This window comes from Pseudomonas sp. S2_F03, from assembly GCF_054668335.1.
Genome location: NZ_CP162759.1, coordinates 4,805,932 through 4,827,215, shown reverse-complemented (window position 1 = coordinate 4,827,215; position 21,284 = coordinate 4,805,932). Strand labels below are relative to the sequence as shown.

20 protein-coding genes, 2 pseudogenes and 1 riboswitch are annotated in these 21,284 nt (G+C 58.8%); of the genes and pseudogenes, 8 read left to right on the top strand and 14 right to left on the bottom strand.

Annotated features, from left to right (window positions below; genetic code table 11):
* Positions 1-37 precede the first annotated feature (37 nt).
* Positions 38-272: riboswitch (cobalamin riboswitch) on the bottom strand.
* Positions 273-428: 156 nt separating this feature from the next.
* On the top strand, positions 429-1,013 hold the full coding sequence (locus AB4N76_RS22560; RefSeq protein ID WP_077430638.1) for a hypothetical protein: 585 nt from the start codon (positions 429-431) through the stop codon (positions 1,011-1,013).
* Positions 1,014-1,080: 67 nt separating this feature from the next.
* Positions 1,081-2,394 carry a PQQ-dependent sugar dehydrogenase gene (locus AB4N76_RS22555; protein WP_460163543.1) on the top strand — a complete coding sequence of 438 codons (1,314 nt, stop codon included), beginning with the start codon at positions 1,081-1,083 and terminating at the stop codon, positions 2,392-2,394.
* A 36-nt stretch (positions 2,395-2,430) separates the two neighbouring features.
* Here the strand turns inward: AB4N76_RS22555 and AB4N76_RS22550 are convergent, their stop codons facing one another.
* The 5 genes from AB4N76_RS22550 to AB4N76_RS22530 all read right to left on the bottom strand — a co-directional run bounded on the left by AB4N76_RS22550 (position 2,431) and on the right by AB4N76_RS22530 (position 7,079).
* Positions 2,431-2,967, bottom strand: a complete 537-nt coding sequence (locus AB4N76_RS22550; RefSeq protein ID WP_460163542.1) for a C40 family peptidase — start codon at positions 2,965-2,967, stop codon at positions 2,431-2,433.
* Positions 2,968-3,130: 163 nt separating this feature from the next.
* The gene (locus tag AB4N76_RS22545; protein ID WP_046032907.1) at positions 3,131-3,757 is read right to left on the bottom strand and encodes a C40 family peptidase; all 627 of its coding nucleotides are present in this window, start codon (positions 3,755-3,757) and stop codon (positions 3,131-3,133) included.
* Between the two features lie 214 nt (positions 3,758-3,971).
* Entirely contained in the window at positions 3,972-4,676 is a 705-nt protein-coding gene (gene hda, locus AB4N76_RS22540; protein WP_010456804.1) for a DnaA regulatory inactivator Hda, read from the bottom strand.
* 236 nt (positions 4,677-4,912) lie between these two features.
* Complete coding sequence (locus AB4N76_RS22535) at positions 4,913-5,980, bottom strand: AI-2E family transporter (RefSeq protein ID WP_046032906.1); 1,068 nt, start codon at positions 5,978-5,980, stop codon at positions 4,913-4,915.
* A gap of 37 nt (positions 5,981-6,017) precedes the next feature.
* A complete protein-coding gene (locus AB4N76_RS22530; protein WP_460163541.1) occupies positions 6,018-7,079 on the bottom strand; it encodes a DUF2066 domain-containing protein in 1,062 nt (353 codons plus the stop codon).
* Between the two features lie 372 nt (positions 7,080-7,451).
* On the opposite strand from AB4N76_RS22530, the gene purM reads away from it, so the two are divergent.
* The 3 genes from purM to AB4N76_RS22515 are packed head-to-tail and all read left to right on the top strand — an operon-like array spanning position 7,452 to position 9,882.
* A complete protein-coding gene (gene purM / locus AB4N76_RS22525; protein ID WP_008033526.1) occupies positions 7,452-8,510 on the top strand; it encodes a phosphoribosylformylglycinamidine cyclo-ligase in 1,059 nt (352 codons plus the stop codon).
* A complete protein-coding gene (purN, locus tag AB4N76_RS22520; RefSeq protein WP_460163540.1) occupies positions 8,510-9,160 on the top strand; it encodes a phosphoribosylglycinamide formyltransferase in 651 nt (216 codons plus the stop codon). The genes purM and purN overlap by 1 nt, the downstream gene beginning before the upstream one ends.
* Positions 9,161-9,168: 8 nt before the next feature.
* Entirely contained in the window at positions 9,169-9,882 is a 714-nt protein-coding gene (locus tag AB4N76_RS22515; protein ID WP_046032903.1) for a DUF3108 domain-containing protein, read from the top strand.
* Positions 9,883-9,946: 64 nt separating this feature from the next.
* Here AB4N76_RS22515 and AB4N76_RS22510 read toward each other — a convergent pair whose 3' ends face one another.
* Positions 9,947-11,125 (bottom strand): trans-sulfuration enzyme family protein, encoded by a 1,179-nt coding sequence (locus AB4N76_RS22510; protein WP_460163539.1) that lies wholly within the window; start codon positions 11,123-11,125, stop codon positions 9,947-9,949.
* Positions 11,122-12,498 carry a pyridoxal-phosphate dependent enzyme gene (locus tag AB4N76_RS22505; RefSeq protein ID WP_046032901.1) on the bottom strand — a complete coding sequence of 459 codons (1,377 nt, stop codon included), beginning with the start codon at positions 12,496-12,498 and terminating at the stop codon, positions 11,122-11,124. Before AB4N76_RS22505 ends, AB4N76_RS22510 begins: the two co-directional genes overlap by 4 nt.
* A gap of 247 nt (positions 12,499-12,745) precedes the next feature.
* Between AB4N76_RS22505 and AB4N76_RS22500 the strand changes: the two are divergent.
* Positions 12,746-13,163 (top strand): annotated as a pseudogene (locus AB4N76_RS22500) (OsmC family protein).
* Positions 13,164-13,224: 61 nt separating this feature from the next.
* Positions 13,225-14,084, top strand: a pseudogene (locus tag AB4N76_RS22495) (pirin family protein).
* Between the two features lie 137 nt (positions 14,085-14,221).
* On the opposite strand, the gene AB4N76_RS22490 reads toward AB4N76_RS22495, so the two are convergent.
* The 4 genes from AB4N76_RS22490 to AB4N76_RS22475 form a co-directional block, all read right to left on the bottom strand.
* Complete coding sequence (locus AB4N76_RS22490; protein ID WP_460163538.1) at positions 14,222-14,950, bottom strand: dienelactone hydrolase family protein; 729 nt, start codon at positions 14,948-14,950, stop codon at positions 14,222-14,224.
* A 68-nt stretch (positions 14,951-15,018) separates the two neighbouring features.
* Positions 15,019-16,923, bottom strand: coding sequence for a molecular chaperone HtpG (gene htpG / locus AB4N76_RS22485; RefSeq protein ID WP_460163537.1), 1,905 nt, complete (start codon positions 16,921-16,923; stop codon positions 15,019-15,021).
* 80 nt (positions 16,924-17,003) lie between these two features.
* Positions 17,004-17,456, bottom strand: coding sequence for a PaaI family thioesterase (locus tag AB4N76_RS22480; RefSeq protein ID WP_460163536.1), 453 nt, complete (start codon positions 17,454-17,456; stop codon positions 17,004-17,006).
* Complete coding sequence (locus tag AB4N76_RS22475) at positions 17,453-17,929, bottom strand: PaaI family thioesterase (protein ID WP_046032896.1); 477 nt, start codon at positions 17,927-17,929, stop codon at positions 17,453-17,455. The genes AB4N76_RS22480 and AB4N76_RS22475 overlap by 4 nt, the downstream gene beginning before the upstream one ends.
* Positions 17,930-18,086: 157 nt before the next feature.
* Here AB4N76_RS22475 and AB4N76_RS22470 point away from each other — a divergent pair, with 157 nt between their 5' ends.
* Positions 18,087-18,320: a hypothetical protein gene (locus tag AB4N76_RS22470; RefSeq protein WP_046032895.1), complete on the top strand. Its 234-nt coding sequence runs from the start codon at positions 18,087-18,089 to the stop codon at positions 18,318-18,320.
* 68 nt (positions 18,321-18,388) lie between these two features.
* Here AB4N76_RS22470 and AB4N76_RS22465 read toward each other — a convergent pair whose 3' ends face one another.
* The 3 genes from AB4N76_RS22465 to brnQ form a co-directional block, all read right to left on the bottom strand.
* Positions 18,389-18,790 carry an MAPEG family protein gene (locus tag AB4N76_RS22465; RefSeq protein ID WP_046032894.1) on the bottom strand — a complete coding sequence of 134 codons (402 nt, stop codon included), beginning with the start codon at positions 18,788-18,790 and terminating at the stop codon, positions 18,389-18,391.
* Positions 18,790-19,527 carry a DUF599 domain-containing protein gene (locus AB4N76_RS22460; RefSeq protein WP_046032893.1) on the bottom strand — a complete coding sequence of 246 codons (738 nt, stop codon included), beginning with the start codon at positions 19,525-19,527 and terminating at the stop codon, positions 18,790-18,792. Before AB4N76_RS22460 ends, AB4N76_RS22465 begins: the two co-directional genes overlap by 1 nt.
* Positions 19,528-19,759: 232 nt before the next feature.
* Entirely contained in the window at positions 19,760-21,073 is a 1,314-nt protein-coding gene (gene brnQ, locus AB4N76_RS22455; RefSeq protein WP_046032892.1) for a branched-chain amino acid transport system II carrier protein, read from the bottom strand.
* Between the last annotated feature and the right edge of the window lie 211 nt (positions 21,074-21,284).

The following is a 21,284-nucleotide window of genomic DNA, read 5'->3' as shown; positions in this document are numbered from 1 at the left end:
GAATAGACGGCAAGAAGCCTGGCATCGCCCACCGTGATGCCGCTGGATGAATCAGGCCGGTCTCCGGGCTCATGAGCGGCGTGATGCCGGACTGCGCGCCTTCCCATGTCGACAATAGACACAGTGGCTCAAGGCGCAGTTTTCACTCATTTACCGTTGCGGGGGCAGCGCCGGGATCGTGACGTTTCGTCGTTTTACGATAGTCACTCACCGGCTTCCCTGTTTCACTCTGTCGGCCACTGCCACAGAGCACCTGAAACAAGCCGCGAAGGTTAGAGGGTTGGGGGTGGAGCGTCAAATGAAGACAAAGCTGCGGCGAGCGATATACTGCCGCCGATCAATTTACTGACGCCAATCTTGCACCACACTGTCAGCAGTGATATCAAAGCGCCACAAAACCCAACAACACAATTACAAGGGTGAGCAACATGCAAGGCATGATCATCAGCAATCCGAAGCTGGAATTCCTGCGGCCGGTGCTGGAGCGCTGGTTTGACTGTATCGACCGCTACAACACGGTGCGCGGTGATAACGACTCGCCATATTGGCACGATGAAAAAGCCAACCTCGGCCTGCTCTCCGCAGCAGCCTGGATGGCGGAAATGGTCACGCTGCCAAACACGTCGACGCGCAAACAGAACGAAGAAGGCGAGCGCAACGCCCGCGCCGATCTGTTTATCGCAACCGCCGAAGAGCGCGCCTACCTTCAGGCCACTCAACGCTGGCCCAAGGTCAACAGCCTGAACCTGACGCAGGCACTGCAGGACATCACCAGCGATGCCAAACGAATCAGCTACGCCAGCGACCTGAAACTTGGTTGCCTGTTCGTTGCCCCGCAAAAAGCCCAGCAAAGCGCCACCCCTGAAGAACTTCAGGACATGGTCGACGATCTGCAAAAAGAACACTGCTGTGCCGTCGCCTGGTATTTCCCCTACGCCTATCGCAAGTTGCGCAACGAAGCCGGCAACTATCACCCAGGCGTTGCCGTGTTGTTCAAGGAAGCCCGCGGCTAATCGACGGAACCATCGCACGCTGAAGCTTCTCTATGATTAAGTCAGAGCAATCATAGGGAAGACCAGCATGCGCAAGTCCCCGCTCGCTATCGTCATAGTGCTCGCCGGAGGGCTTGCCGCCTGTGGTGAGACCTCCATACTGCAAGTCTCCGACGGCACCGGCCCGTCACCCAAGCTGCCTGAACCCAACAAAACCCTGATCCCGACGGTGAATATCGCCCCGGCGATCGGCTGGCCGAAGGGCGCGAAACCTACTGCCGCTGCCGGCACTCAAGTGGCCGCCTTCGCCGAAGACCTCGATCACCCGCGCTGGCTCTACGTGCTACCCAACGGCGACGTGCTGGTAGCCGAAACCAGCGCGCCACCCAAACCCGATGACGGCAAAGGCATTCGTGGCTGGGTCATGGGCAAAGCCATGGGCCGTGCCGGCGCCAAAGTACCGAGCCCGAACCGCATCACCCTGCTGCGTGACAAGGACCACGACGGCATCGCCGAAACCCGCACGGTGTTCCTGGAAAACCTCAACTCACCCTTCGGCATGACGCTGGTCGGCAATGACCTGTACGTGGCCGACACCGACCGATTGCTGCGCTTTCACTACGAAAGCGGTGACACCGCGATCAAGTCGCCGCCTACCAAGGTGGTCGATCTGCCGGGAGGCACGCTGAATCATCACTGGACCAAAAACGTCATCGCCAGCAAGGACGGCCGCAAGCTGTACGTCACGGTGGGCTCCAACAGCAACGTCGGTGAAAACGGCCTGGATCAAGAGGTAGGTCGCGCAGCAATCTGGGAAGTGGACCGCGCCACCGGCAACCACCGGATTTTCGCTTCCGGCATTCGCAACCCGAACGGTTTGGCCTGGGAGCCCCGCAGCGGTGCATTGTGGACGGCGGTCAATGAGCGGGACGAAATCGGCAGCGACCTGGTGCCGGACTACATCACCTCGGTCAAGGATGGCGGGTTCTATGGCTGGCCGTTCAGCTACTACGGCCAACATGTCGACATTCGTGTCGAGCCACAAAACCCGAACCTGGTGGCCAAGGCCATTGCGCCGGACTACGCAGTGGGTCCGCACACGGCATCGCTGGGGCTGACGTTCGCTGAAGGCACCAGCCTGCCCGCGCAATTCAAGGAAGGGGCCTTTATCGGTCAGCACGGTTCGTGGAACCGCAAACCGCACAGCGGCTACAAAGTGATCTTCGTGCCATTCGCAGGCGGCAAACCGACCGGGAAACCGGTCGATGTACTGACCGATTTTCTCAATAAAGACGAAGAGGCCATGGGTCGGCCGGTAGGCGTCGTGATCGACCAGCAGGGTGGCTTGCTGGTGGCGGATGATGTCGGGAACAAGGTGTGGCGCGTGTCAGCCGCTAAATAACCGCAACCCTCAATTTATAGGGGGGCAGCAGCGTGACTAGGGATTGCGTGCCAAGTGCTCGGGTTGCAGAACGCGCTTGGCGCTCAGGTAAGCCCGCTGCCAATAGGCTTTGGACAAGCTGTCGAGCTTCACCGTGCCGCCCGTGGCGGGTGCATGAACGAAGCGGCCCTCGCCCACGTAAATCCCGGCATGGCTCACCTGAGAACCGCCATTGGTAGCGAAGAAGATGAGATCACCGGTTTGCAGACCTTCCTTGCCCACATTGGCGGCTTGCATGCTGATCATCTCGTGCGTGGTACGCGGCAGGGAAATGCCGGCGGCATCACGATAGACAAAGCCGATTAACCCACTGCAATCAAAACCGGAGTCCGGCGTATTGCCGCCCCAACGGTAAGGCGTGCCCACCAGGCCCAACGCGCGAAAGAGCACCTCTTCTGCTTCAGGGGAAGATGCCTGGGAGGAACCAAAGACGATCGGCGCGCGATTCACCGGCGCAGTAGGCGGTGTGCGGCTGGCGCAGGCGCTGAGCAGCGCTGCGAAGAACATGAGTGCAAGGCGGGCCGACATCGTCATAAGCAGAGCATCCTGATCTGGCTGCGGCTTTTTCCTGCTGGGAGTGCAGAAAGAAAACCGCCTGCGCGTGACGCAGGCGGTTTGCCATCATTAAGATCAGAATTCTAGCGCCTACGCAGCAAACTTCAAGTAAGACTTTAACTTCGCCTTACAACTTGTACGTTTACTTGCGAGCGGTGACCACTGTCGGTGCCATCGCGAGGGCGCGTTTGGCTTCGATGAAGGTCTTGCTCCAGTAGCTGTCACCCAGGCTGTCGACCCGGACGCCACCGCTTTTGCGGCTGCTGGAGTGGATGAACTGGTTGTCACCCAGGTAGATCCCGGCGTGACTGACGCGACCACGACGACCATTGGTCGCGAAGAACAGCAGATCGCCTGGCTTCAGCGCGCTGCGAGCCACCAGTGGGGCGTCCACGTTAATCATTTCGCGAGTAGAACGAGGCAGGTTCATGCCCGCTTCCTCACGGAAGAGGTAACCGATGAAGCCGCTGCAATCAAAACCGGCTTCAGAAGTGCCGCCGAAACGGTAACGGGTACCGATCAGGGACATGCCGCGCTCAAGAATGCTGTCGGCCAGAACCGGTAGCTGGTAGGCCTTGCCGTCGGCAAAGTCGGCCAGTTCTTTATCGGTGGCCAGTTCTTCCTGGAAAAGAACGGAAGAAGATTGTGCGGTAACTGAATTTTTAGCCTGCTGTTGTTGCTCTTGCTGGGACACTGGAGAGTGAGCAGCGCAACCGAACAACAGGGTGACGAGTGCGAGAGGCACGAGGGGTGCGAAGCGCTTTAGCATGGGCACGACCGTGGCTGATAGTTGTAAAGAAGTCGAGACTATGCCCGCTATCATCCTCATTTGCAAATTCAATCGAACTTTATGTGACTTATCGGTTTCTCGTTAACATCTAAGCGCTTAAGCCCATTTTAAACGCTTGCGCAGCCTGCAGCCCTGTAGGAAAGCCGATTTCCTGGCGCCTGAAATATGCCGAAACCCCTGCCAGGCTTTGGTTTTACCAGCCCAGCGTTTCCTTCAGGAAGGGGATTGTCAGCTTGCGCTGAGCTTGAAGAGAGGCCTGATCGAGACGTTCAAGCAGCTCGAAAAGCGCACTCATGCTGCGGGTACCGCGAGTCAAAATAAAATGGCCGACTTCATCGGTCAGGTGTAGGCCGCGACGCGACGCACGCAATTGCAAGGCGCGCAATTTGTCTTCGTCAGAGAGTGGACGCATCTGAAAGATCAGCGCCAGGGTCAAGCGGGACTTCAAGTCTGCCAGCTTCACCGGCAGTTCACGCGGGGATGTCGACGCGGCGATCAGCAAGCGCCGACCACTGTCACGCAACCGATTGAACAGATGGAACAGCGCCTCTTCCCAATCCGCCCGGCCGGCAACCGCCTGCAAATCATCCAGGCAGACCAGTTCGTATTGTTCGAGGTTATCGAGAATCGAGATGCCACGATCCAGCAGCTCGGCCAACGGCAGGTACACCGCCGGCTCCCCCAACTGCTCGAAGCGCAGGCAGGCCGCCTGCAACAAATGCGTACGCCCTACCCCGTCCTTGCCCCAGAGATAAATCAGGCTTTCGGTCCAGCCGGCGTCGGCTTCGCATAGCCGCTCGACATAGCCGAGTGCTGCGGCATTGGCGCCAGGGTAGTAATTGATAAAGGTAGCGTCATCACGCAGACGCACACCTAGGGGCAGCTGAATCGGTTTCATGCTGACTGAACAGTTCCAAAGGAACCGTTAGTGGCCTCTGTGTAAAGTTTGCGAAGTTTATACCCGTGACGCTGGTCGCACAATGCGACAGACCACAAGCAAAATCAAAGGTTTGCGTTAACGCACCGGTTTTATGACAGTTTCTTTGACAGCACCGGCCTCTGGCACACCCGGGATGCAGGCCGACCTGGCACGAAAACAGGCCGACCTCTGTGAACCGTCGACAACCGTTGCAATCAAGGTTTGTCGACACCGCCGTACATATCTGAATCCCTATACAAATCCTGTACATGGCGCACCAGCACCATGATCACCGCCGCCACCGGCAATGCCAGCAACACGCCAGTAAAACCGAACAATTCTCCCCCTGCCAGAATCGCGAAGATCACCGCCACTGGATGCAGGCCGATCCGGTCCCCGACCAACAAAGGCGTCAGCACCATACCCTCCAGCGCCTGCCCGACCATAAACACCGCGACGATCCCCAGCATGGGATACAGTTCGCCGCCGAACTGAAACAGACCGGCAATCAACGCCGCGCCAATCCCGATGACAAACCCCATGTACGGCACGATCGCGGCCAGACCGGCAATCAGGCCGATCAGCAGCCCCAACTCCAGCCCCACCAGCATCAGGCCCGACGCGTAGATCACGCCCAAAGCCACCATCACCAGCAATTGCCCACGCACGAACGCACCGAGCACTTCGTGACATTCACCGGCGAGCTCGACGACGCGCTCTTCACGATCACGCGGCAGCAGGCTGCGGATTTTTGCCATCATCAGGTCCCAGTCCCGCAGCAGGTAAAAACTTACCACCGGGATCAACACCAGATTGGCCAACCAGCCAATCAATGCAAGACCGGACGCTGTGGCCTGGCTCAACACCACACCGACAATATCGCTGGTCTGCCCCATGTGTTCACTGATCGCGGCCTTGAGCTTGTCGAATTTCCAGAACCCCTCCGACAACCCGAACTTCGACTGCGCCCACGGCAATGCGGTGTGCTGCAGCCAATCGAGCATTTGCGGCGCCAGCTCATACAAACGAAACAACTGCCTGGCCAGCAGCGGCACCAACACCAGCAGCAGCGTGGTGAAAATCAACGTGAACAGCGCGAACACCGCCACCACGCCCCACGTCCTTGAAAGTCCGGCTTTCTCCAGCCGATCCACCAGCGGATCGAACAGATAGGCCAGCAGCAACGCCACCAGGAACGGTGTCAGGATCGGATGCAACAGCCAGATAAACGCGCAGAGCAGAACCACTCCACCCAACCAGAACCAACGCCGCGTATCGGCCATGTACCACTCCATATGCATCTATATAAAGAAAGAAAACTTACCAACGGAAGCGCAATTGCGGCACCGGTGCCGGCGCTGGGGCCACGGCTGGCGTCGCACCCTGCGCCACGGGCTGAACCGGTGCAACGGGCGCGGGCATTTCACCGGCGGGCATTTCCTGCAACTTCGCCAGCGACAACTGCGAGCGCAATTGCTCGGCGCTGCCGTTAACCCGATAAAGAATGCGATCACCGTCAACACTTTGCAGACGCGCACCAAAAGGGTCGAGCAATCGCCCCAGCGCCGCATAGCGCTCCAGGTTCATGCCCTGCACTTCCAGCAATTGCTCGCCAGAAGCGCCCGGCTTGACAACAAACCGTGGCGCCAGTCGCTCGCTGACCGCCAGCATCACGGCGTCAGCCACAGCGGCCTGATCCGCGCCCTGTACGTTGCCCGCTTCCTTCTTGTCGCCCATCCACAAATTCCATTTGGCCTGCCACTGGCCGCCCTCTTCGCGGGCATGCACGGCGAGCAAGGCGTCAGCGTTGTAACGTTCCGAGACCCCGCGCAGTGGCGTTGCGTCGGTGCCTTCCAGGTTGGGCGCCGTAGCGACCAGTTGCTCACTCAGGTCCGCCAGCGGCAAACGCAGCGGCAAACCACGGTGCTGCGCCGCTCGACGCAACGGTGTAGCGGCGGCCTGGCCATCGCCCACCAAACTTGAACCCTCGGTGGCATCGTTCAACCACCAACCGAGGATCGACGGTCGATTGGCACCCCACAACGACAACCCGGCACGACGCAATGCTTGCTCGGTAGTGTTCGGATCAAAATCGACCTTCAGTACTTCTGGAGGGCCCGCGTCAAAACCAAATTGGCTGATGATTTGCTGCGGATCTTTGCGCAGGGCTGCCAACCCCGGACTCTGCACCGCCTTGGGATCGCCGGTCAGACGCAACACCAGCGTGTCCAGCGCCCGCTGGATCGCTTGATCACGCTCCGCGGGCGCCTGACTGGTGACAGGCTCGCGCACCTGATAAAGGCCTTTCACGTTTTCGGCATGACTCGTGAGGCTGATCAGGGAAAAACAGCTCAAACACAAAAATTTAGAAAAAAAACGCATGGAAGATTCCTGACGACAAGAGCGGCTGGAACAGACCGCATGAAGACGATCGAACAGGGCTGTGACCACTTCCCTGTGCAAAACATTCACACGGCCGCGATAAGTTTTCGCACTGTCATAACGATAGACGGTTAATCGCGTTACCTTATACAGCCCACTAACACGCTCAATATCAATTTTTTTAATAGGATATGCCCCTGCCGTCGGCGTGAGGATGGCCGCTGCCCCTCAAGCCTGATAAAATCGCGCGCCTTCGCAGACCGGCAACAGCCGGGCACATCGAATTTCGCGTGAGGCAATCGCCCCCGTCGATTTCGGCGTCCCCCGCTGGACTCGGTCGTTACCCCTGAATCCCCCCTAAAGGCCTGGATCATGAGCAAGCAACCCTCCCTGAGCTACAAGGACGCCGGTGTAGACATCGACGCCGGTGAAGCATTGGTCGAACGCATCAAGAGCGTCGCCAAGCGCACTGCGCGCCCGGAAGTCATGGGCGGTCTGGGCGGTTTCGGCGCCCTCTGCGAAATCCCGGCTGGCTACAAGCAGCCTGTGCTGGTTTCCGGCACCGACGGCGTGGGCACCAAGCTGCGCCTGGCCCTGAACCTGAACAAGCACGACAGCATCGGCATCGACCTGGTGGCCATGTGCGTGAACGACCTGGTGGTCTGCGGCGCCGAGCCACTGTTCTTCCTCGACTACTACGCTACCGGCAAACTCAACGTCGAAACCGCGACCCAGGTCGTCACCGGCATCGGTGCTGGCTGCGAACTGTCCGGTTGCTCCCTGGTTGGCGGCGAAACCGCTGAAATGCCGGGCATGTACGAAGGCGAAGACTACGACCTGGCCGGTTTCTGCGTCGGCGTCGTGGAAAAATCCGAGATCATCGACGGTTCCAAAGTCGCAGCCGGCGACGCCCTGCTCGCCCTGCCGTCTTCCGGCCCGCACTCCAACGGCTACTCGCTGATCCGCAAGATCATCGAAGTGTCGGGTGCCGACATCGAAAACATCCAGCTCGACGGCAAACCGCTGACCGACCTGCTGATGGCCCCGACCCGTATCTACGTGAAGCCGCTGCTCAAGCTGATTAAGGAAACCGGCGCTGTCAAAGCCATGGCCCACATCACCGGTGGCGGCCTGCTGGACAACATCCCGCGCGTTCTGCCAAAAGGCGCACAAGCCGTGGTTGACGTGGCGAGCTGGAACCGCCCAGCTGTGTTCGACTGGCTGCAAGAGAAAGGCAACGTCGACGAAAACGAAATGCACCGCGTGCTGAACTGCGGCGTCGGCATGGTGATCTGCGTCGCTCAGGAGCACGTTGAAACCGCGCTGAACGTTTTGCGTGAAGCCGGCGAGCAGCCTTGGGTCATCGGTCAGATCGCCACCGCTGCCGAAGGCGCGGCCCAGGTTGAACTGAAGAACCTCAAGGCTCACTGATGTCAAAGACCTGTGATGTCGTGGTGCTGCTCTCCGGCACCGGCAGTAACTTGCAGGCCTTGATCGACAGCACGCGGAACGGCGACAGCCCGGTCCGCATTGCTGCGGTGATTTCCAACCGCGCCGATGCCTATGGCCTGCAGCGCGCCAAGGACGCGGGTATCGACACCCGCGCCCTGGATCACAAGGCTTTCGAAGGCCGCGAGGCCTTCGATGCCGCGCTGATCGAACTGATTGACGCCTTCAATCCCAAACTCGTGGTACTGGCCGGTTTCATGCGCATTCTCAGCGCTGACTTCGTGCGCCACTATGCGGGTCGCCTGTTGAATATCCACCCGTCGCTGCTGCCCAAATACAAAGGGTTACACACTCATCAGCGCGCGCTGGAGGCCGGCGACACCGAGCACGGATGCTCCGTGCACTTCGTCACCGAGGAACTCGATGGCGGACCACTGGTCGTACAGGCAGTAATACCGGTAGAGTTGCACGATTCGCCGCAAAGCCTGGCGCAGCGAGTCCACGTTCAGGAACACCTGATCTACCCGTTGGCAGTACGCTGGTTTGCCGAAGGTCGCTTAGCACTCAGCGAACAAGGTGCTTTACTGGATGGGAAGTTACTCGCGGCCAGCGGCCACTTGATTCGAACTTAGGAGATATTATGCGTCGCGCCCTGCTCTTCGCTTGCGCTCTGTTTGCCCTGCCCCTGGCACAGGCTTCGGAACTTCAACCTTTCTCCGCCAGCTACACCGCCGACTGGAAGCAGTTGCCCATGAGTGGCACGGCTGAACGCAACCTGACCAAGGAAGCCAACGGCGTCTGGAAACTCAGCTTCAAGGCGTCGATGATGATCGCCAGCCTGACGGAAGAAAGCACCCTGACCGTCGACAAGGAAACTCTGCTGCCTCAGACCTACCACTTTGAACGTGGCGGCCTGGGCAAAGCCAAGAAGTCTGATCTGGATTTCGACTGGGCCACCAAAATGGTCACCGGCACTGATCGCGGTGACGCAGTCAAGGTCCCGCTGAACCCTGGCATGGTCGATAAATCCACTTACCAGTTGGCCTTGCAGCACGATGTCGCCGCCGGCAAGAAAAGCATGAGCTATCAGGTAGTCGATGGCAACGAAGTCGACACCTATGATTTTCGCGTGCTGGGCTCTGAAAAAGTAGACACCAAGGCTGGCAAGATCGATGCAATCAAGGTCGAGCGTGTGCGCGACCCGACACAAAACAAGCGCATCACCGTCCTGTGGTTTGCCAAGGACTGGGATTACCTGCTGGTCCGTCTGCAACAAGTTGAAACCGACGGCAAGGAGTACAACATCATGCTCCTCGACGGCACGGTCAACGGCAAATCGGTCAAGGGTAGCTAATCCAGGATCGACAAGAAAATCCGGAATCCGATAAGGGTTCCGGATTTTTTTTGTCCGCTGAAACTCAGATCAGCGCCAGCGCTTGTGCCAGATCGGCACGCAAGTCTTCGACGTCCTCAACGCCCACGGACAACCGCACCAGCGCATCGCCAATGCCAAGTTGTGAGCGGGTATCGGCGGGGATGCTGGCGTGAGTCATGATCGCCGGATGCTCGATCAGGCTTTCCACCCCGCCCAGACTCTCCGCCAACGCAAATATTTGCACGTTCTCAAGGAAGCGCTTGGCGCCGGCCAGGTCGCAGTTCAGGTCGAGGGAGATCATGCCGCCAAAACCGCGCATTTGTCGTTGTGCCAGTTCGTGCTGCGGATGTGACGGCAGGCCTGGGTAGTAGACACGCGCCACTTGCGGTTGTTGCTCCAGCCATTGCGCCAGCGCCAGTGCGTTGCTGCAGTGGCGTTCCATGCGCAACGCCAGGGTCTTCACCCCGCGTAACGTGAGGAAGGCGTCAAACGGCCCGGCGATAGCGCCCACGGCGTTTTGCAGAAAGCCCAGCCGTTCGCCCAGCTCCGCGTTCTGCCCGACCACCGCAATGCCACCGATGACGTCAGAGTGACCGTTCAAATACTTGGTGGTCGAATGCACCACGATATCGAAGCCCAGTTCCAGCGGACGCTGGATCCACGGGCTCGCAAAGGTATTATCGGCCACACAAATGATGCCGCGCTGGCGACAGATGCGCGCGATGGCTTCGAGGTCAGTCAGGCGCAACAACGGATTGCTCGGCGTCTCGACGCAGACCATCCGCGTGTCCTCCTGCAGCGCCGCTTCAAAGGCCGCCAGATCCGTCAGGTCGACGAAACTGAAGCGATGCCCGGCGCTGCGCCGGCGTACTTTGTCGAACAGGCGAAACGTCCCGCCATACAAATCATTGCCCGAGACGATATGCGAGTCGGCATCGAGCAATTCGAGCACGGTGGAGATCGCCGCCAGCCCGGACGCGAACGCGAACGCCTGGGTGCCGCCTTCGAGGTCCGCCACGCAGCGCTCCAGCGCCCAACGTGTCGGGTTGTGCGAGCGCCCGTAGTCGAGGCCTTTGTGTACGCCGGGGCTTTGCTGCAAATAGGTGGAATTGGCGTAAATCGGCGGCATCAGCGCCCCGGTGGAAGGGTCCGGCGTCTGCCCGGCATGAATCACCCGAGTAGCGAACCCACGTGGCGCAGCGTTTTCATCGTGTTGACTCATGCAAGAGATCTCCGTAAATGATTGAGTAGGTCAACGCGGGTAATCAGGCCATGGAAGCCTGAGGCATCGGCAATGATCGCCACCAACCCACGGTCGAGTTCGGCTTGCAGCTCAGCCAGGCTGGCAGCGGCCGGCAAGGTTTGCAGTTTGCCCGTCATGGCGCTGGCGACGGTCAAGCGGAAGTGCGATGGGTCTTGGTGCACCCCCAGCAAAATGTCGGATTCGTCGATGACGCCGACCAAACGCTGCCCCTCTACCAGCACGGGCAGTTGCGACACATCGGCCAGGCGCATGCGCTGAAAAGCGGTGAGCAACGTGTCGTCCGGGCCGACGCTGATCACCCGCCCGTCCTCGAAGCGCCGCGAGATCAAATCGCGAAGATCACCGTAGCGCTTGTATTGCAGCAGGCCCTGATCGTTCATCCATTGATCGTTGTAAACCTTCGACAGGTAGCGGGTGCCGGTGTCACAGACAAAACTCACGACCCGTTTCGGCTCGGTTTGCTCACGGCAATAACGCAACGCCGCCGCCAGCAACGTGCCGGTCGATGATCCGCCGAGAATACCTTCGGCGCGCAGCAGCTGGCGGGCATGATCGAAGCTTTCCTCGTCGCTGATCGAATACGCGTGGCGCACGCTGGACAGGTCGGCAATCGAGGGAATGAAATCTTCGCCAATGCCCTCCACCGCCCACGAACCGGGTGTCCCAAGGGTGCCGCTGCGGCTGTATTCGGCCATCACCGAGCCCACCGGGTCGGCCAGAACCATGACCAGGTTTGGCTGCACGCGGCTAAAGAACCGGGTCAAGCCGGTCAGCGTGCCGGCTGAACCGACGCCGACGACGATGGCATCGACATCATGCTGGGTCTGTGCCCAGATCTCCGGCGCGGTGCTGCACTCGTGCGCCAGAGGGTTGGCCGGGTTGTTGAATTGATCGGCAAAGAACGCGTCGGGAATTTCCTTGGCCAGCCGCGCGGCCACGTCCTGGTAGTACTCGGGATGGCCCTTGCCGACATCGGAACGGGTGATGTGCACCTCGGCGCCCATCGCCTTGAGGTGCAGGACTTTCTCGGTCGACATCTTGTCCGGCACCACCAACACCACGCGATAACCCTTGGCGCGGCCGACAAGGGCCAAGCCCAGGCCGGTGTTGCCGGCCGTGGCCTCGACGATGGTGCCACCGGGTTGCAGGCGACCATCGCGCTCGGCGGCGTCGATCATCGCCAGGCCGATGCGATCCTTGATCGATCCACCGGGGTTTTGTGATTCGAGCTTGAGGAACAGCGTACACGGGCCGGTATCGAAGCGGCTGACGCGCACCAGCGGCGTATTGCCGATCAGCTCAAGGACGGCAGGGCGGGAGTCGTTCGGCATGTCGTCACCTCGCTGCAGTGATTCGTACTGGATGGACACAAACCTGCGGCGCGTCATTGTGTGACAGTCGCAGGCAATACTTCGCTTGGACCATAGGCCGCGATGGCGTCATTCGCAACCGCGCGCGGCCAGCCGGTAACCCGCTCGTATGAACCCCGCAAGAAAGTGGAACGCGCCGCTGGCGCAATGCTCTATAACTTCACAGTCTTTTTTGATCGAACGACTTTTCCAGCCTGGGAGGCTTTCCATGACCGTTACCGTCAATACCGTTTCCGCCGAAGGTTTTCGTCATAGTGTGCAGATTGATGACCATGAACTGTTTGCCGATGTGCCGACCACTTCCGGCGGCGAGGGGCTCGGCGCCAGAACCCCACGATTATTTCGATGCCGCTCTGGGTGCCTGCAAAGCCCTGACCCTGAAGATGTACGCCAAGAAGAAGGACATCCCATTGACCGGCGTCACCGTCGAGGTCAAACGCGACAACAGCCAAGAGCAGAAAGGCAAATACGCCCTGCATGTCAAATTGACCCTCAAAGGCGTGCTCACCGATGCACAGCGCGAAGAACTGCATCGCGTGGCTGACCGTTGCCCGGTCCACAAACTGATGACGACCACTGACGTCAGCATCGAAACCCACTTGTCCGAAGGGGCGTTCAGCCAATAGCGGCAACGGCTGCGCAAGCGGGTTATGCTCCACGCATCACCCGCTCAGCCTGGAATGCAGCATGAACACTCCGCTCGTGATCCGCCCCCGCGCCGAAGATGTAGAAGGCCAGCCGATATTTCGCCCGTTGCCGTCCGCCAAATGCCGCAGCGTCGGGCCTTTCGTGTTTTTGACCACATGCTCGAAACCGTTTATCCGGCGGGCAAAGGCATGAATATCCGACAACATCCGCACATCGGCCTGTCGACCCTCACCTACTTGTTCGAAGGGCAAATCCAGCACAAGGACAGTCTCGGCTCCGACCAGGTGGTGAGCGCCGGTGATGTCAGCTGGATGACTGCCGGCAGCGCAATTGCCCACGTAGAGCGCACGCCTATGGCATTGAAGGAGAGCGGCTTTACGATGCACGGCTTGCAGATCTGGCTGGCCTCACCCAAGGACCATGAGCAGGGTCCAGGCCACTACAGCCATCACCCGGCGGCCACCTTGCCGGTCAGCGATAACCTTGGCGTGAAGATCCGGATGATTGCCGGGTCAGGCTTTTGCCTGGAGTCGCCGGTGCCAGTGCTGTCCCCTACGTTGTACGCGGAACTGAACCTGCAAACGGCGACCACACTGCTGATTCCCACCGAACATGAAGAGCGTGCGTTGTATGTCTTGAGCGGTGAAGCGCAGCTGAATGGCGACACGCTGGAGGTGAATTCGCTGGTGGTGTTGCCTGCGGGGGAAGAAATGACCCTGTTCGCCGAAAGCGACTGCCACGCCGTGTTGTTCGGCGGCGCGCCGCTGGACGGGCCACGGCGGATCAACTGGAATTTTGTGGCCAGCGATCCGGCGGCCATCGATGAAGCGCGGCGGCGCTGGGCGGCCGGGGATTGGCCGACGGTGCCGGGGGAAAGTGAGCGGATCGAACTGCCTTAGCTTTTTGTTCGTTCCCACGCATCATCGTTCCCATGCTCTGCGTGGGAATGCAGCCCGTGACGCTCCGCGTCACTGGACGCAGAGCGTCCCTAGAGGCGTTCCCACGCAGAGCGTGGGAACGATCCGAAAATCAGTGGTCAGCCTTTAAACACTTCATCCAGCAAATTGTGCATCGACGTAAACGCCCGTGCAGCGATCTTCGCGTCGTACATCATCATGCCTGGCACATTGGCATGCGGATCGGTAAAGGAATGCACCGCCCCGCCGTAGCTCAGCAATTGCCAGTCCACACCCGCCGCATTCATTTCCGCTTCGAATGCCGGCAGTTGCTCCTTGGGCACCAATGGATCGGCGGCACCGTGCAGCACCAGCACCGAGCCCTTGATGTTTTTGGCATCCGCCGGGTTGGGTGAGTCCAGCGTGCCATGGAATGACACCGCCGCTTTCAATGGCGCCCCTGTGCGCGCCAGATCCAGGGCGCAGCAACCGCCGAAGCAAAAACCGAATGCCGCCAGTTTCGAGGTATCGACCGCCACCTCGTCCTGATTTTGCAGTTGTTCAAACGCCGCCTGCAGGCGTTTGCGCAACAACGGACGGTCATGTTTGAGCGGCATCATCGCCGCGCCCGCCTCGTCGCCGTTCTGCGGGCGAACCGACTGACCGTACACATCCGCGATCAGCACCACGTACCCCTTGGACGCCACCGTCTTGGCAATCACTTCGGCCCCGGCGCTCACACCCATCCAGTTCGGCGCCATCAGCAAGCCCGGGCGCGGGCCTTTGTGGTCGGCGTCGAAAGCCAGGCGGCTTTCATACGAGTGGCCATTAATTTGATAAACGACCGAACGAACAGTGATTTGACTCATGACTCTCTCCCAGCAAAAGGCACCAGAATGAAAAAAACCCGCCGAAGCGGGTTTTTTTTACAACGCAGTTAAACCGACAGTTCAACCAGCAGCTTATTCAGACGGCGCACGTAGGCGGCCGGGTCTTTCAAGCTGTCACCGGCAGCCAGTGCCGCCTGATCGAAGAGAATGTGCGACAGGTCGCCGAAACGCTCCTCGCTCTGCTCGTTGTCGAGCTTCTCGATCAGTGGGTGGGCCGGGTTGAATTCGAAGATCGGCTTCGAGTCCGGAACCTTCTGACCGCTGGCTTCCAGGATCTGACGCATTTGCATGCCCAGGTCCTGCTCGCCGATGGCCAGAATCGCCGGGGAATCGGTCAAACGGTGGGAAACCCGTACTTCAGCAACCGAGTCACCCAGTGCGGTTTTCAGACGTTCAACCAGACCTTCTTTGGACTTGGCGACTTCTTCTGCGGCTTTCTTGTCCTCTTCCGAGTCCAGATTGCCCAGGTCGAGGTCACCGCGCGCCACGTCAACGAAGCTCTTGCCGTCGAAGTCGTTGAGGTAGCTCATCAGCCACTCGTCGATACGATCGGTCAGCAGCAGCACTTCGATGCCTTTCTTGCGGAAGACTTCCAGGTGCGGGCTGTTTTTGACTTGCGCGTAGGTTTCGCCGGTCAGGTAGTAAATCTTGTCCTGACCTTCCTTGGCGCGAGCCAGGTATTCGGCCAGGCCAACCACTTGCTCGCCTTCCTCACCATTGGTCGAGGCGAAACGCAGCAAGCCAGCGATTTTCTCTTTGTTGGCGAAGTCTTCTGCCGGGCCTTCTTTCATGACCTGACCGAAGTTCTTCCAGAAGCTCTTGTATTGCTCAGGCTCGTTCTTCGCCAGTTTTTCCAGCATGTCCAGAACGCGCTTGGTCAGCGCCGACTTCATCGAATCGATGATCGGGTCTTTCTGCAGGATTTCCCGCGACACGTTCAGCGACAGGTCATTGGAATCGACCACGCCTTTGATGAAGCGCAGGTACAGCGGCAGGAACGACTCGGCCTGGTCCATCACGAACACACGCTGCACGTACAGCTTCAGGCCTTTCGGCGCTTCACGCTGGTACAGGTCGAACGGAGCACGGGCCGGCACGTACAGCAGCGAGCTGTATTCGAGCTTGCCTTCGACCTTGTTGTGGCTCCAGCTCAGCGGGTTCTCGAAATCGTGAGCGACGTGTTTGTAGAACTCCTGGTATTCCTCGTCTTTCACTTCAGTGCGAGGACGAGTCCACAGGGCGCTGGCACGGTTGACGGTTTCCCACTCAACGGCTGGCTGCTCTTCGCCTTCAGCAGCGGCCGCTTCCTTGGGTAACTCGATCGGCAGCGCGATGTGGTCGGAGTACTTCTTGATGATGTTGCGCAGACGCCAGCCATCGGCGAATTCGTCTTCACCGGACTTCAGGTGCAGGACGATGCGAGTGCCGCGCTCGGCTTTCTCAACGGTGGCGACTTCGAAATCGCCTTCGCCCTTGGACGACCAGTGCACGCCTTCGCTGGCCGCATCACCGGCACGACGGCTGAACACGTCGACTTTGTCGGCGACGATGAATGCAGAGTAGAAACCCACACCGAACTGACCGATCAGGTGCGAATCTTTCTTCTGATCGCCGGACAGGTGTTTCATGAAGTCAGCAGTGCCGGATTTGGCAATGGTACCCAGGTGGGTGATCGCTTCTTCGCGGGTCATGCCAATGCCGTTGTCTTCGAGGGTGACGGTTTTGGCGTCTTTGTCGAAGCTCACACGGATTTTCAGTTCGGCGCCACCTTCCAGCAACTCAGGCTTGGACAGGGCTTCGAAACGTAATTTGTCGACAGCGTCAGAGGCGTTCGAGATCAATTCGCGAAGGAAAATTTCCTTGTTGGAATACAGCGAATGGATCATGAGGTGCAGCAGCTGCTTCACCTCGGTCTGGAAGCCCAGGGTTTCCTTTTGAGTTTCCACACTCATGGTCATCAAACTCCAATCAGATGGCTAAGCCGCGACCTTGAGGGTCGGCGGCGGGATGTCATCAGAGTTGGGGGCTGTGTTCAGGATTTCAAGGGCTCTTCAATTTTGAAATGCGCGCGGGCCGTGGCAATGGGCTCGGATTCGGTGCTTTGCCAGGCAGTCACGGCCACGTTGGCAACCCGGCGCCCCTGCCGGCAAACCTGACATTTGGCCCAGGTATCGCGAAACTGCCCGGCGCGCAGGTAGTCGAGGGAGAAGTCGATGATTTTCGGCACACCCGGTGAGCCGGTAAAAATCAGCAGGTGCAGCGCAGCCGAGAGCTCCATGAACCCGGCGATCACGCCGCCATGAATCGCCGGCAATAAAGGGTTGCCAATGTTGTCCTTGTTGGCCGGCAGGCGAAACTGCAGGTCATCCCCTACCCGCGAACATTCGACGCCGATCAGTTTGGCGTAAGGAATCAGGTGCAGCAGCGAGGCGTAGTCACCCTGCTCATGGGCCAGTTGAAGTTGTTCCTTGAAAGCGTCCGTCATTGCGCACCTCCGGCAATCGCGCCGCCAAAACTTTTGGTGCCCTTAATGCCTTTGCCCATGCGCATGAATGTACCGACAACATGAGCGATAGGTTGCTCGGGATCATCCTGATAGGCAAAGCCGCGAGCGAAGATCACGTCAGTGGTCACCCGATAGCATTGGGCAAAGCCGTAGACATCTTTATGTGGCTCGGCGGCATGCATGTAATCGATGCGCAAATCGAGGGTCGGGCAGACTTCGAATTCGGGCAGCACACACAGTGTCGACATACCGCACGCGGTATCCATCAACGATGTCAACGCCCCGCCATGAATGACCCCGGTTTCTGGATTCCCCACGATTTGCGGACTGTAAGGCAAGATGACCGTTAGTCCGTCACTGCTGGCGCTGTGAACCCGCAGCCCGAGGACCTGACAATGACGCAGCGCCGACAGGAATCGCGTCGCACGCTCAAAAACGGGGTTTTCGGCCATGTGTTTAAAACTCTTCTTAATGTTCGGTCAAAGTAGCTCGTCAGCGGGGAAAAGTTCCATCACCTAACAAACTTATATATCTGAACGAATTGAGGAACTTAACGCTATGGAGCGTGCTCGAAAGGCCAGTAGTTATTTCCATAAGGAGAAACACCCCATGCGTAAGACTTTAGCTATTGCCTTGATGTTGACCGCTACCCTCGGTCTCGCTGCCTGCGATAAAAAATCCGAGGACAAAGCTCAAGATGCTGCCAAACATGCTGAGCAAGCTCAGCAAGATATGAGCAAAGCTCAGGATAAAGTGAACGACGCGGCAAAAGAAAACGCCGAAGCTGCCAAAGCTCAGGCTGAATCGAACGAAGCTGCTGCAAAAGAAGCACCTAAAAACTAAAACAGTTTTTAGCGTGACAAAAGAAAACCCGCCAAGTGCGGGTTTTCTTTTATTTGTGATTTGCTGCGTTAGAGCAAAACGCTTCTAAAAGTCGGACTAATCATCAGTAACAACGAACAGACGAAACCCACAAACCAGACCAGACTGCGCTGCCAGGCCAAATCCCCCCAGTAACACAGCAAGTAAATAACACGTGTGATCACAAAAATGATCGCCAACACATCGATCAACCATCCTGCAGTTTGTGTGGTGTGCGCCATCAACACGCCCACCGCAAACAATATGAATGCCTCAAAACAGTTTTGATGCGCAGCCACCGCCCTGGCGCCGAAACCGGTAAGTTGTGCCTGTTGCTGGCGTGGCGAGTGATTGTTGTAACCACCCTGCTCTTTCATCGCCTTGGCCACCGGCATGCGGGCCACGTAAATCAGTAGTGCGCTGATAAACACACACCAGAACGGAATACTCATCAAGCGGCCTCTTTGTTCGCCTCAGGCAAGGGTGCCTCTGTAGGGGTATAGACCATCACGTCGAGCACGTCGGAATGGAATTCCCGGCGATACAACACCAGCACCACGCCGGCACTCATCAACATGAACAACCACGGGCTGACAAACCAGGCCAGCATGGTCATGCCGAAGTAATAGGAACGCAGGCCAAAGTTGAACTGGTTCGCCGCCATCGAGATAACGCGAGCCGCTCGGGCAGCAAAGGCTTTGCGCTCCTGTTCGGACACATGGCGCTCACCCACCATCGGCGCCGAGCCAATCAGGATCGCCGCAAAGTTGTACTGACGCATGCACCAGCTGAACGTGAAGAACGCGTAGACAAACACCATTGCCAGGCACAGCAACTTGATTTCGGACATGCCCTGGGACGCCTGCTGCACCATCGGGATATCCGCCAGTAACGACACTGCTCTTTCGGATGCACCAAGTACCGTCAAAATACCCGCCAGGATAATCAATGTGCTGGAGGCAAAGAACGAAGCGTTGCGCTCCAGGTTGCCGATCACACTGGCGTCGGCAATGCGGTTATCGCGCAGCAACATGCGACGCATCCAGTCTTCCCGGTAAAGGTGCAACACACTGGCCAGGCACGCGGTGTCGCGGCCCTTCCACGAGGCATAGCGGGTGTAACCGCCCCAGCAGATGACAAACCAGAGCGCGGCGAGGATGTGGATCAGGTTGGCGTGGATGAACGACATGCAATTCCTTGTGAGACGTTGGCATTGGTAATCCCCGTAGGAGCAAGGCTTGCCCGCGATAGGGCCTTGGAAATCGCCATCGCGGGCAAGCCTTGCTCCTACAGGTAGTGCTTCGACGTTAGCTCAAGGAAAAAGACACTGCCTGACGCCCATAAAAAATGCCCCGTATCGATTGATACGGGGCATTTCTGTTTTAGCGTGACAGCCCGTTTGTGGCGGGCCATTGCGCGACTTAAGCCAGCACTTCTTCGCGCTTGCCCAGCAGACGATCGCAAACCACTGCGACGACCAGGGTCATGACCGATGGCACCAGCCACGCCAGGCCCTGCTCGCTCAGCGGCAAGTGGGACAACTGAGTCGGCATCCAGTCTGCCAGACCGGCGCCCTTGAGCGCGTCGATCAGGCCGAAGATGAACGACACCAGCATCACCGGACCGACAATGCGGCCCTGCTCATGCCAGAAGTCCTTGCAGAAGCTCAGCGCCACCAGGGCGATGCACGGCGGGTAAATCGCGGTCAGTACCGGGATCGAGAACGCAATCAGCTTGGTGAGTCCCAGGTTGGACACCAGCAAGGAGAACGCCGCCAGGATGATGACCAGGGTCTTGTAGGACAGTGGCAACACGCGGCTGAAGTACTCGGCGCAGGCACAGGTCAGGCCGACCGCCGTCACCAGGCAGGCCAGCGAGATCAGCACCGCCAGGAAACCACTGCCCAACGAACCGAAGGTGTGTTGAACGTAGGCGTGCAACACGGCCGCGCCGTTGGTGGCACCGGCGGCCACTTCATGGCTGCCCGAACCGAGGCGGAACAGGCTGACATAAACCAGCGCCAGGCCCACGCCGGCAATCAGGCCGGCAATGATCGCGTAACGGGTAATCAGTGCCGGTGATTCCACACCGCGGGAACGGATCGCGTTGACGATGACAATGCCAAACACCAGCGCGCCCAGGGTATCCATGGTCAAGTAACCGTTGATGAAGCCCTGAGAGAACGGTGCCGCCACATATTCAGGCGTGGCCATGCCGATATCACCGGCAGGCAATGCAAACGCAGCGATACCGAGCGCGGCCAGGGCGATGATCTTCAGCGGCGCGAGGAAACGTCCGACGGTATCCAGCAAACGGCCCGGATAGAGCGAGATGAAGAACACCACCAGGAAGTACACGGCACTGTAGATAAACAACGCCAACGGGCTCTCGCCGGTCAACGGCGCCAGGCCTACTTCGAACGATACGGTGGCGGTACGTGGTGTCGCGAACAACGGGCCGACGGCGAGGTAGCACGCGGCAGCCAGCAGGCCACCGGCGATTTTGCCGATAGGACTGCTCAGGGCATCCATCGCCCCGCCGACTTTTGCCAGCGCAACCACCGTGACCACCGGCAAACCGACTGCGGTGATCAGAAAGCCCAGCGCCGCCATCCAGACATTAGGCCCGGACTGCAAACCGACGATAGGCGGGAAGATGATGTTGCCAGCCCCGACAAACAGGGCAAACGTCATAAAACCAAGTGCCAGGATGTCCTGGCCTTTCAACACTTTCATTAAGGAAATACCACACTACTGAATCGGAATTTAGAGAGGGACTTCCCTTGGGGGTGAGGGAAATGCTGTCGGTCCGTATAGGACTGACCCTTTAGCGCGTAGCAACCTTGTGGGACGCGGACGCAAAAATGGCGAGTAGCCTAACGAATTTGCCCGACAAACGCACTGTTAGAGGGCGAACTATCCGATACGCGACGTTTCTGTGTCGCGT

Bases quoted from the DNA above. Each gene is read 5' to 3' on its own strand.
- AB4N76_RS22560 (WP_077430638.1), top strand. From the start codon at position 429: ATGCAAGGCATGATCATCAGCAATCCGAAGCTGGAATTCCTGCGGCCG.
- AB4N76_RS22555 (WP_460163543.1), top strand. From the start codon at position 1,081: ATGCGCAAGTCCCCGCTCGCTATCGTCATAGTGCTCGCCGGAGGGCTT.
- AB4N76_RS22550 (WP_460163542.1), bottom strand. From the start codon at position 2,967: ATGACGATGTCGGCCCGCCTTGCACTCATGTTCTTCGCAGCGCTGCTC.
- AB4N76_RS22545 (WP_046032907.1), bottom strand. From the start codon at position 3,757: ATGCTAAAGCGCTTCGCACCCCTCGTGCCTCTCGCACTCGTCACCCTG.
- hda (WP_010456804.1), bottom strand. From the start codon at position 4,676: ATGAAACCGATTCAGCTGCCCCTAGGTGTGCGTCTGCGTGATGACGCT.
- AB4N76_RS22535 (WP_046032906.1), bottom strand. From the start codon at position 5,980: ATGGCCGATACGCGGCGTTGGTTCTGGTTGGGTGGAGTGGTTCTGCTC.
- AB4N76_RS22530 (WP_460163541.1), bottom strand. From the start codon at position 7,079: ATGCGTTTTTTTTCTAAATTTTTGTGTTTGAGCTGTTTTTCCCTGATC.
- purM (WP_008033526.1), top strand. From the start codon at position 7,452: ATGAGCAAGCAACCCTCCCTGAGCTACAAGGACGCCGGTGTAGACATC.
- purN (WP_460163540.1), top strand. From the start codon at position 8,510: ATGTCAAAGACCTGTGATGTCGTGGTGCTGCTCTCCGGCACCGGCAGT.
- AB4N76_RS22515 (WP_046032903.1), top strand. From the start codon at position 9,169: ATGCGTCGCGCCCTGCTCTTCGCTTGCGCTCTGTTTGCCCTGCCCCTG.
- AB4N76_RS22510 (WP_460163539.1), bottom strand. From the start codon at position 11,125: ATGAGTCAACACGATGAAAACGCTGCGCCACGTGGGTTCGCTACTCGG.
- AB4N76_RS22505 (WP_046032901.1), bottom strand. From the start codon at position 12,498: ATGCCGAACGACTCCCGCCCTGCCGTCCTTGAGCTGATCGGCAATACG.
- AB4N76_RS22490 (WP_460163538.1), bottom strand. From the start codon at position 14,950: ATGAGTCAAATCACTGTTCGTTCGGTCGTTTATCAAATTAATGGCCAC.
- htpG (WP_460163537.1), bottom strand. From the start codon at position 16,923: ATGAGTGTGGAAACTCAAAAGGAAACCCTGGGCTTCCAGACCGAGGTG.
- AB4N76_RS22480 (WP_460163536.1), bottom strand. From the start codon at position 17,456: ATGACGGACGCTTTCAAGGAACAACTTCAACTGGCCCATGAGCAGGGT.
- AB4N76_RS22475 (WP_046032896.1), bottom strand. From the start codon at position 17,929: ATGGCCGAAAACCCCGTTTTTGAGCGTGCGACGCGATTCCTGTCGGCG.
- AB4N76_RS22470 (WP_046032895.1), top strand. From the start codon at position 18,087: ATGCGTAAGACTTTAGCTATTGCCTTGATGTTGACCGCTACCCTCGGT.
- AB4N76_RS22465 (WP_046032894.1), bottom strand. From the start codon at position 18,790: ATGAGTATTCCGTTCTGGTGTGTGTTTATCAGCGCACTACTGATTTAC.
- AB4N76_RS22460 (WP_046032893.1), bottom strand. From the start codon at position 19,527: ATGTCGTTCATCCACGCCAACCTGATCCACATCCTCGCCGCGCTCTGG.
- brnQ (WP_046032892.1), bottom strand. From the start codon at position 21,073: ATGAAAGTGTTGAAAGGCCAGGACATCCTGGCACTTGGTTTTATGACG.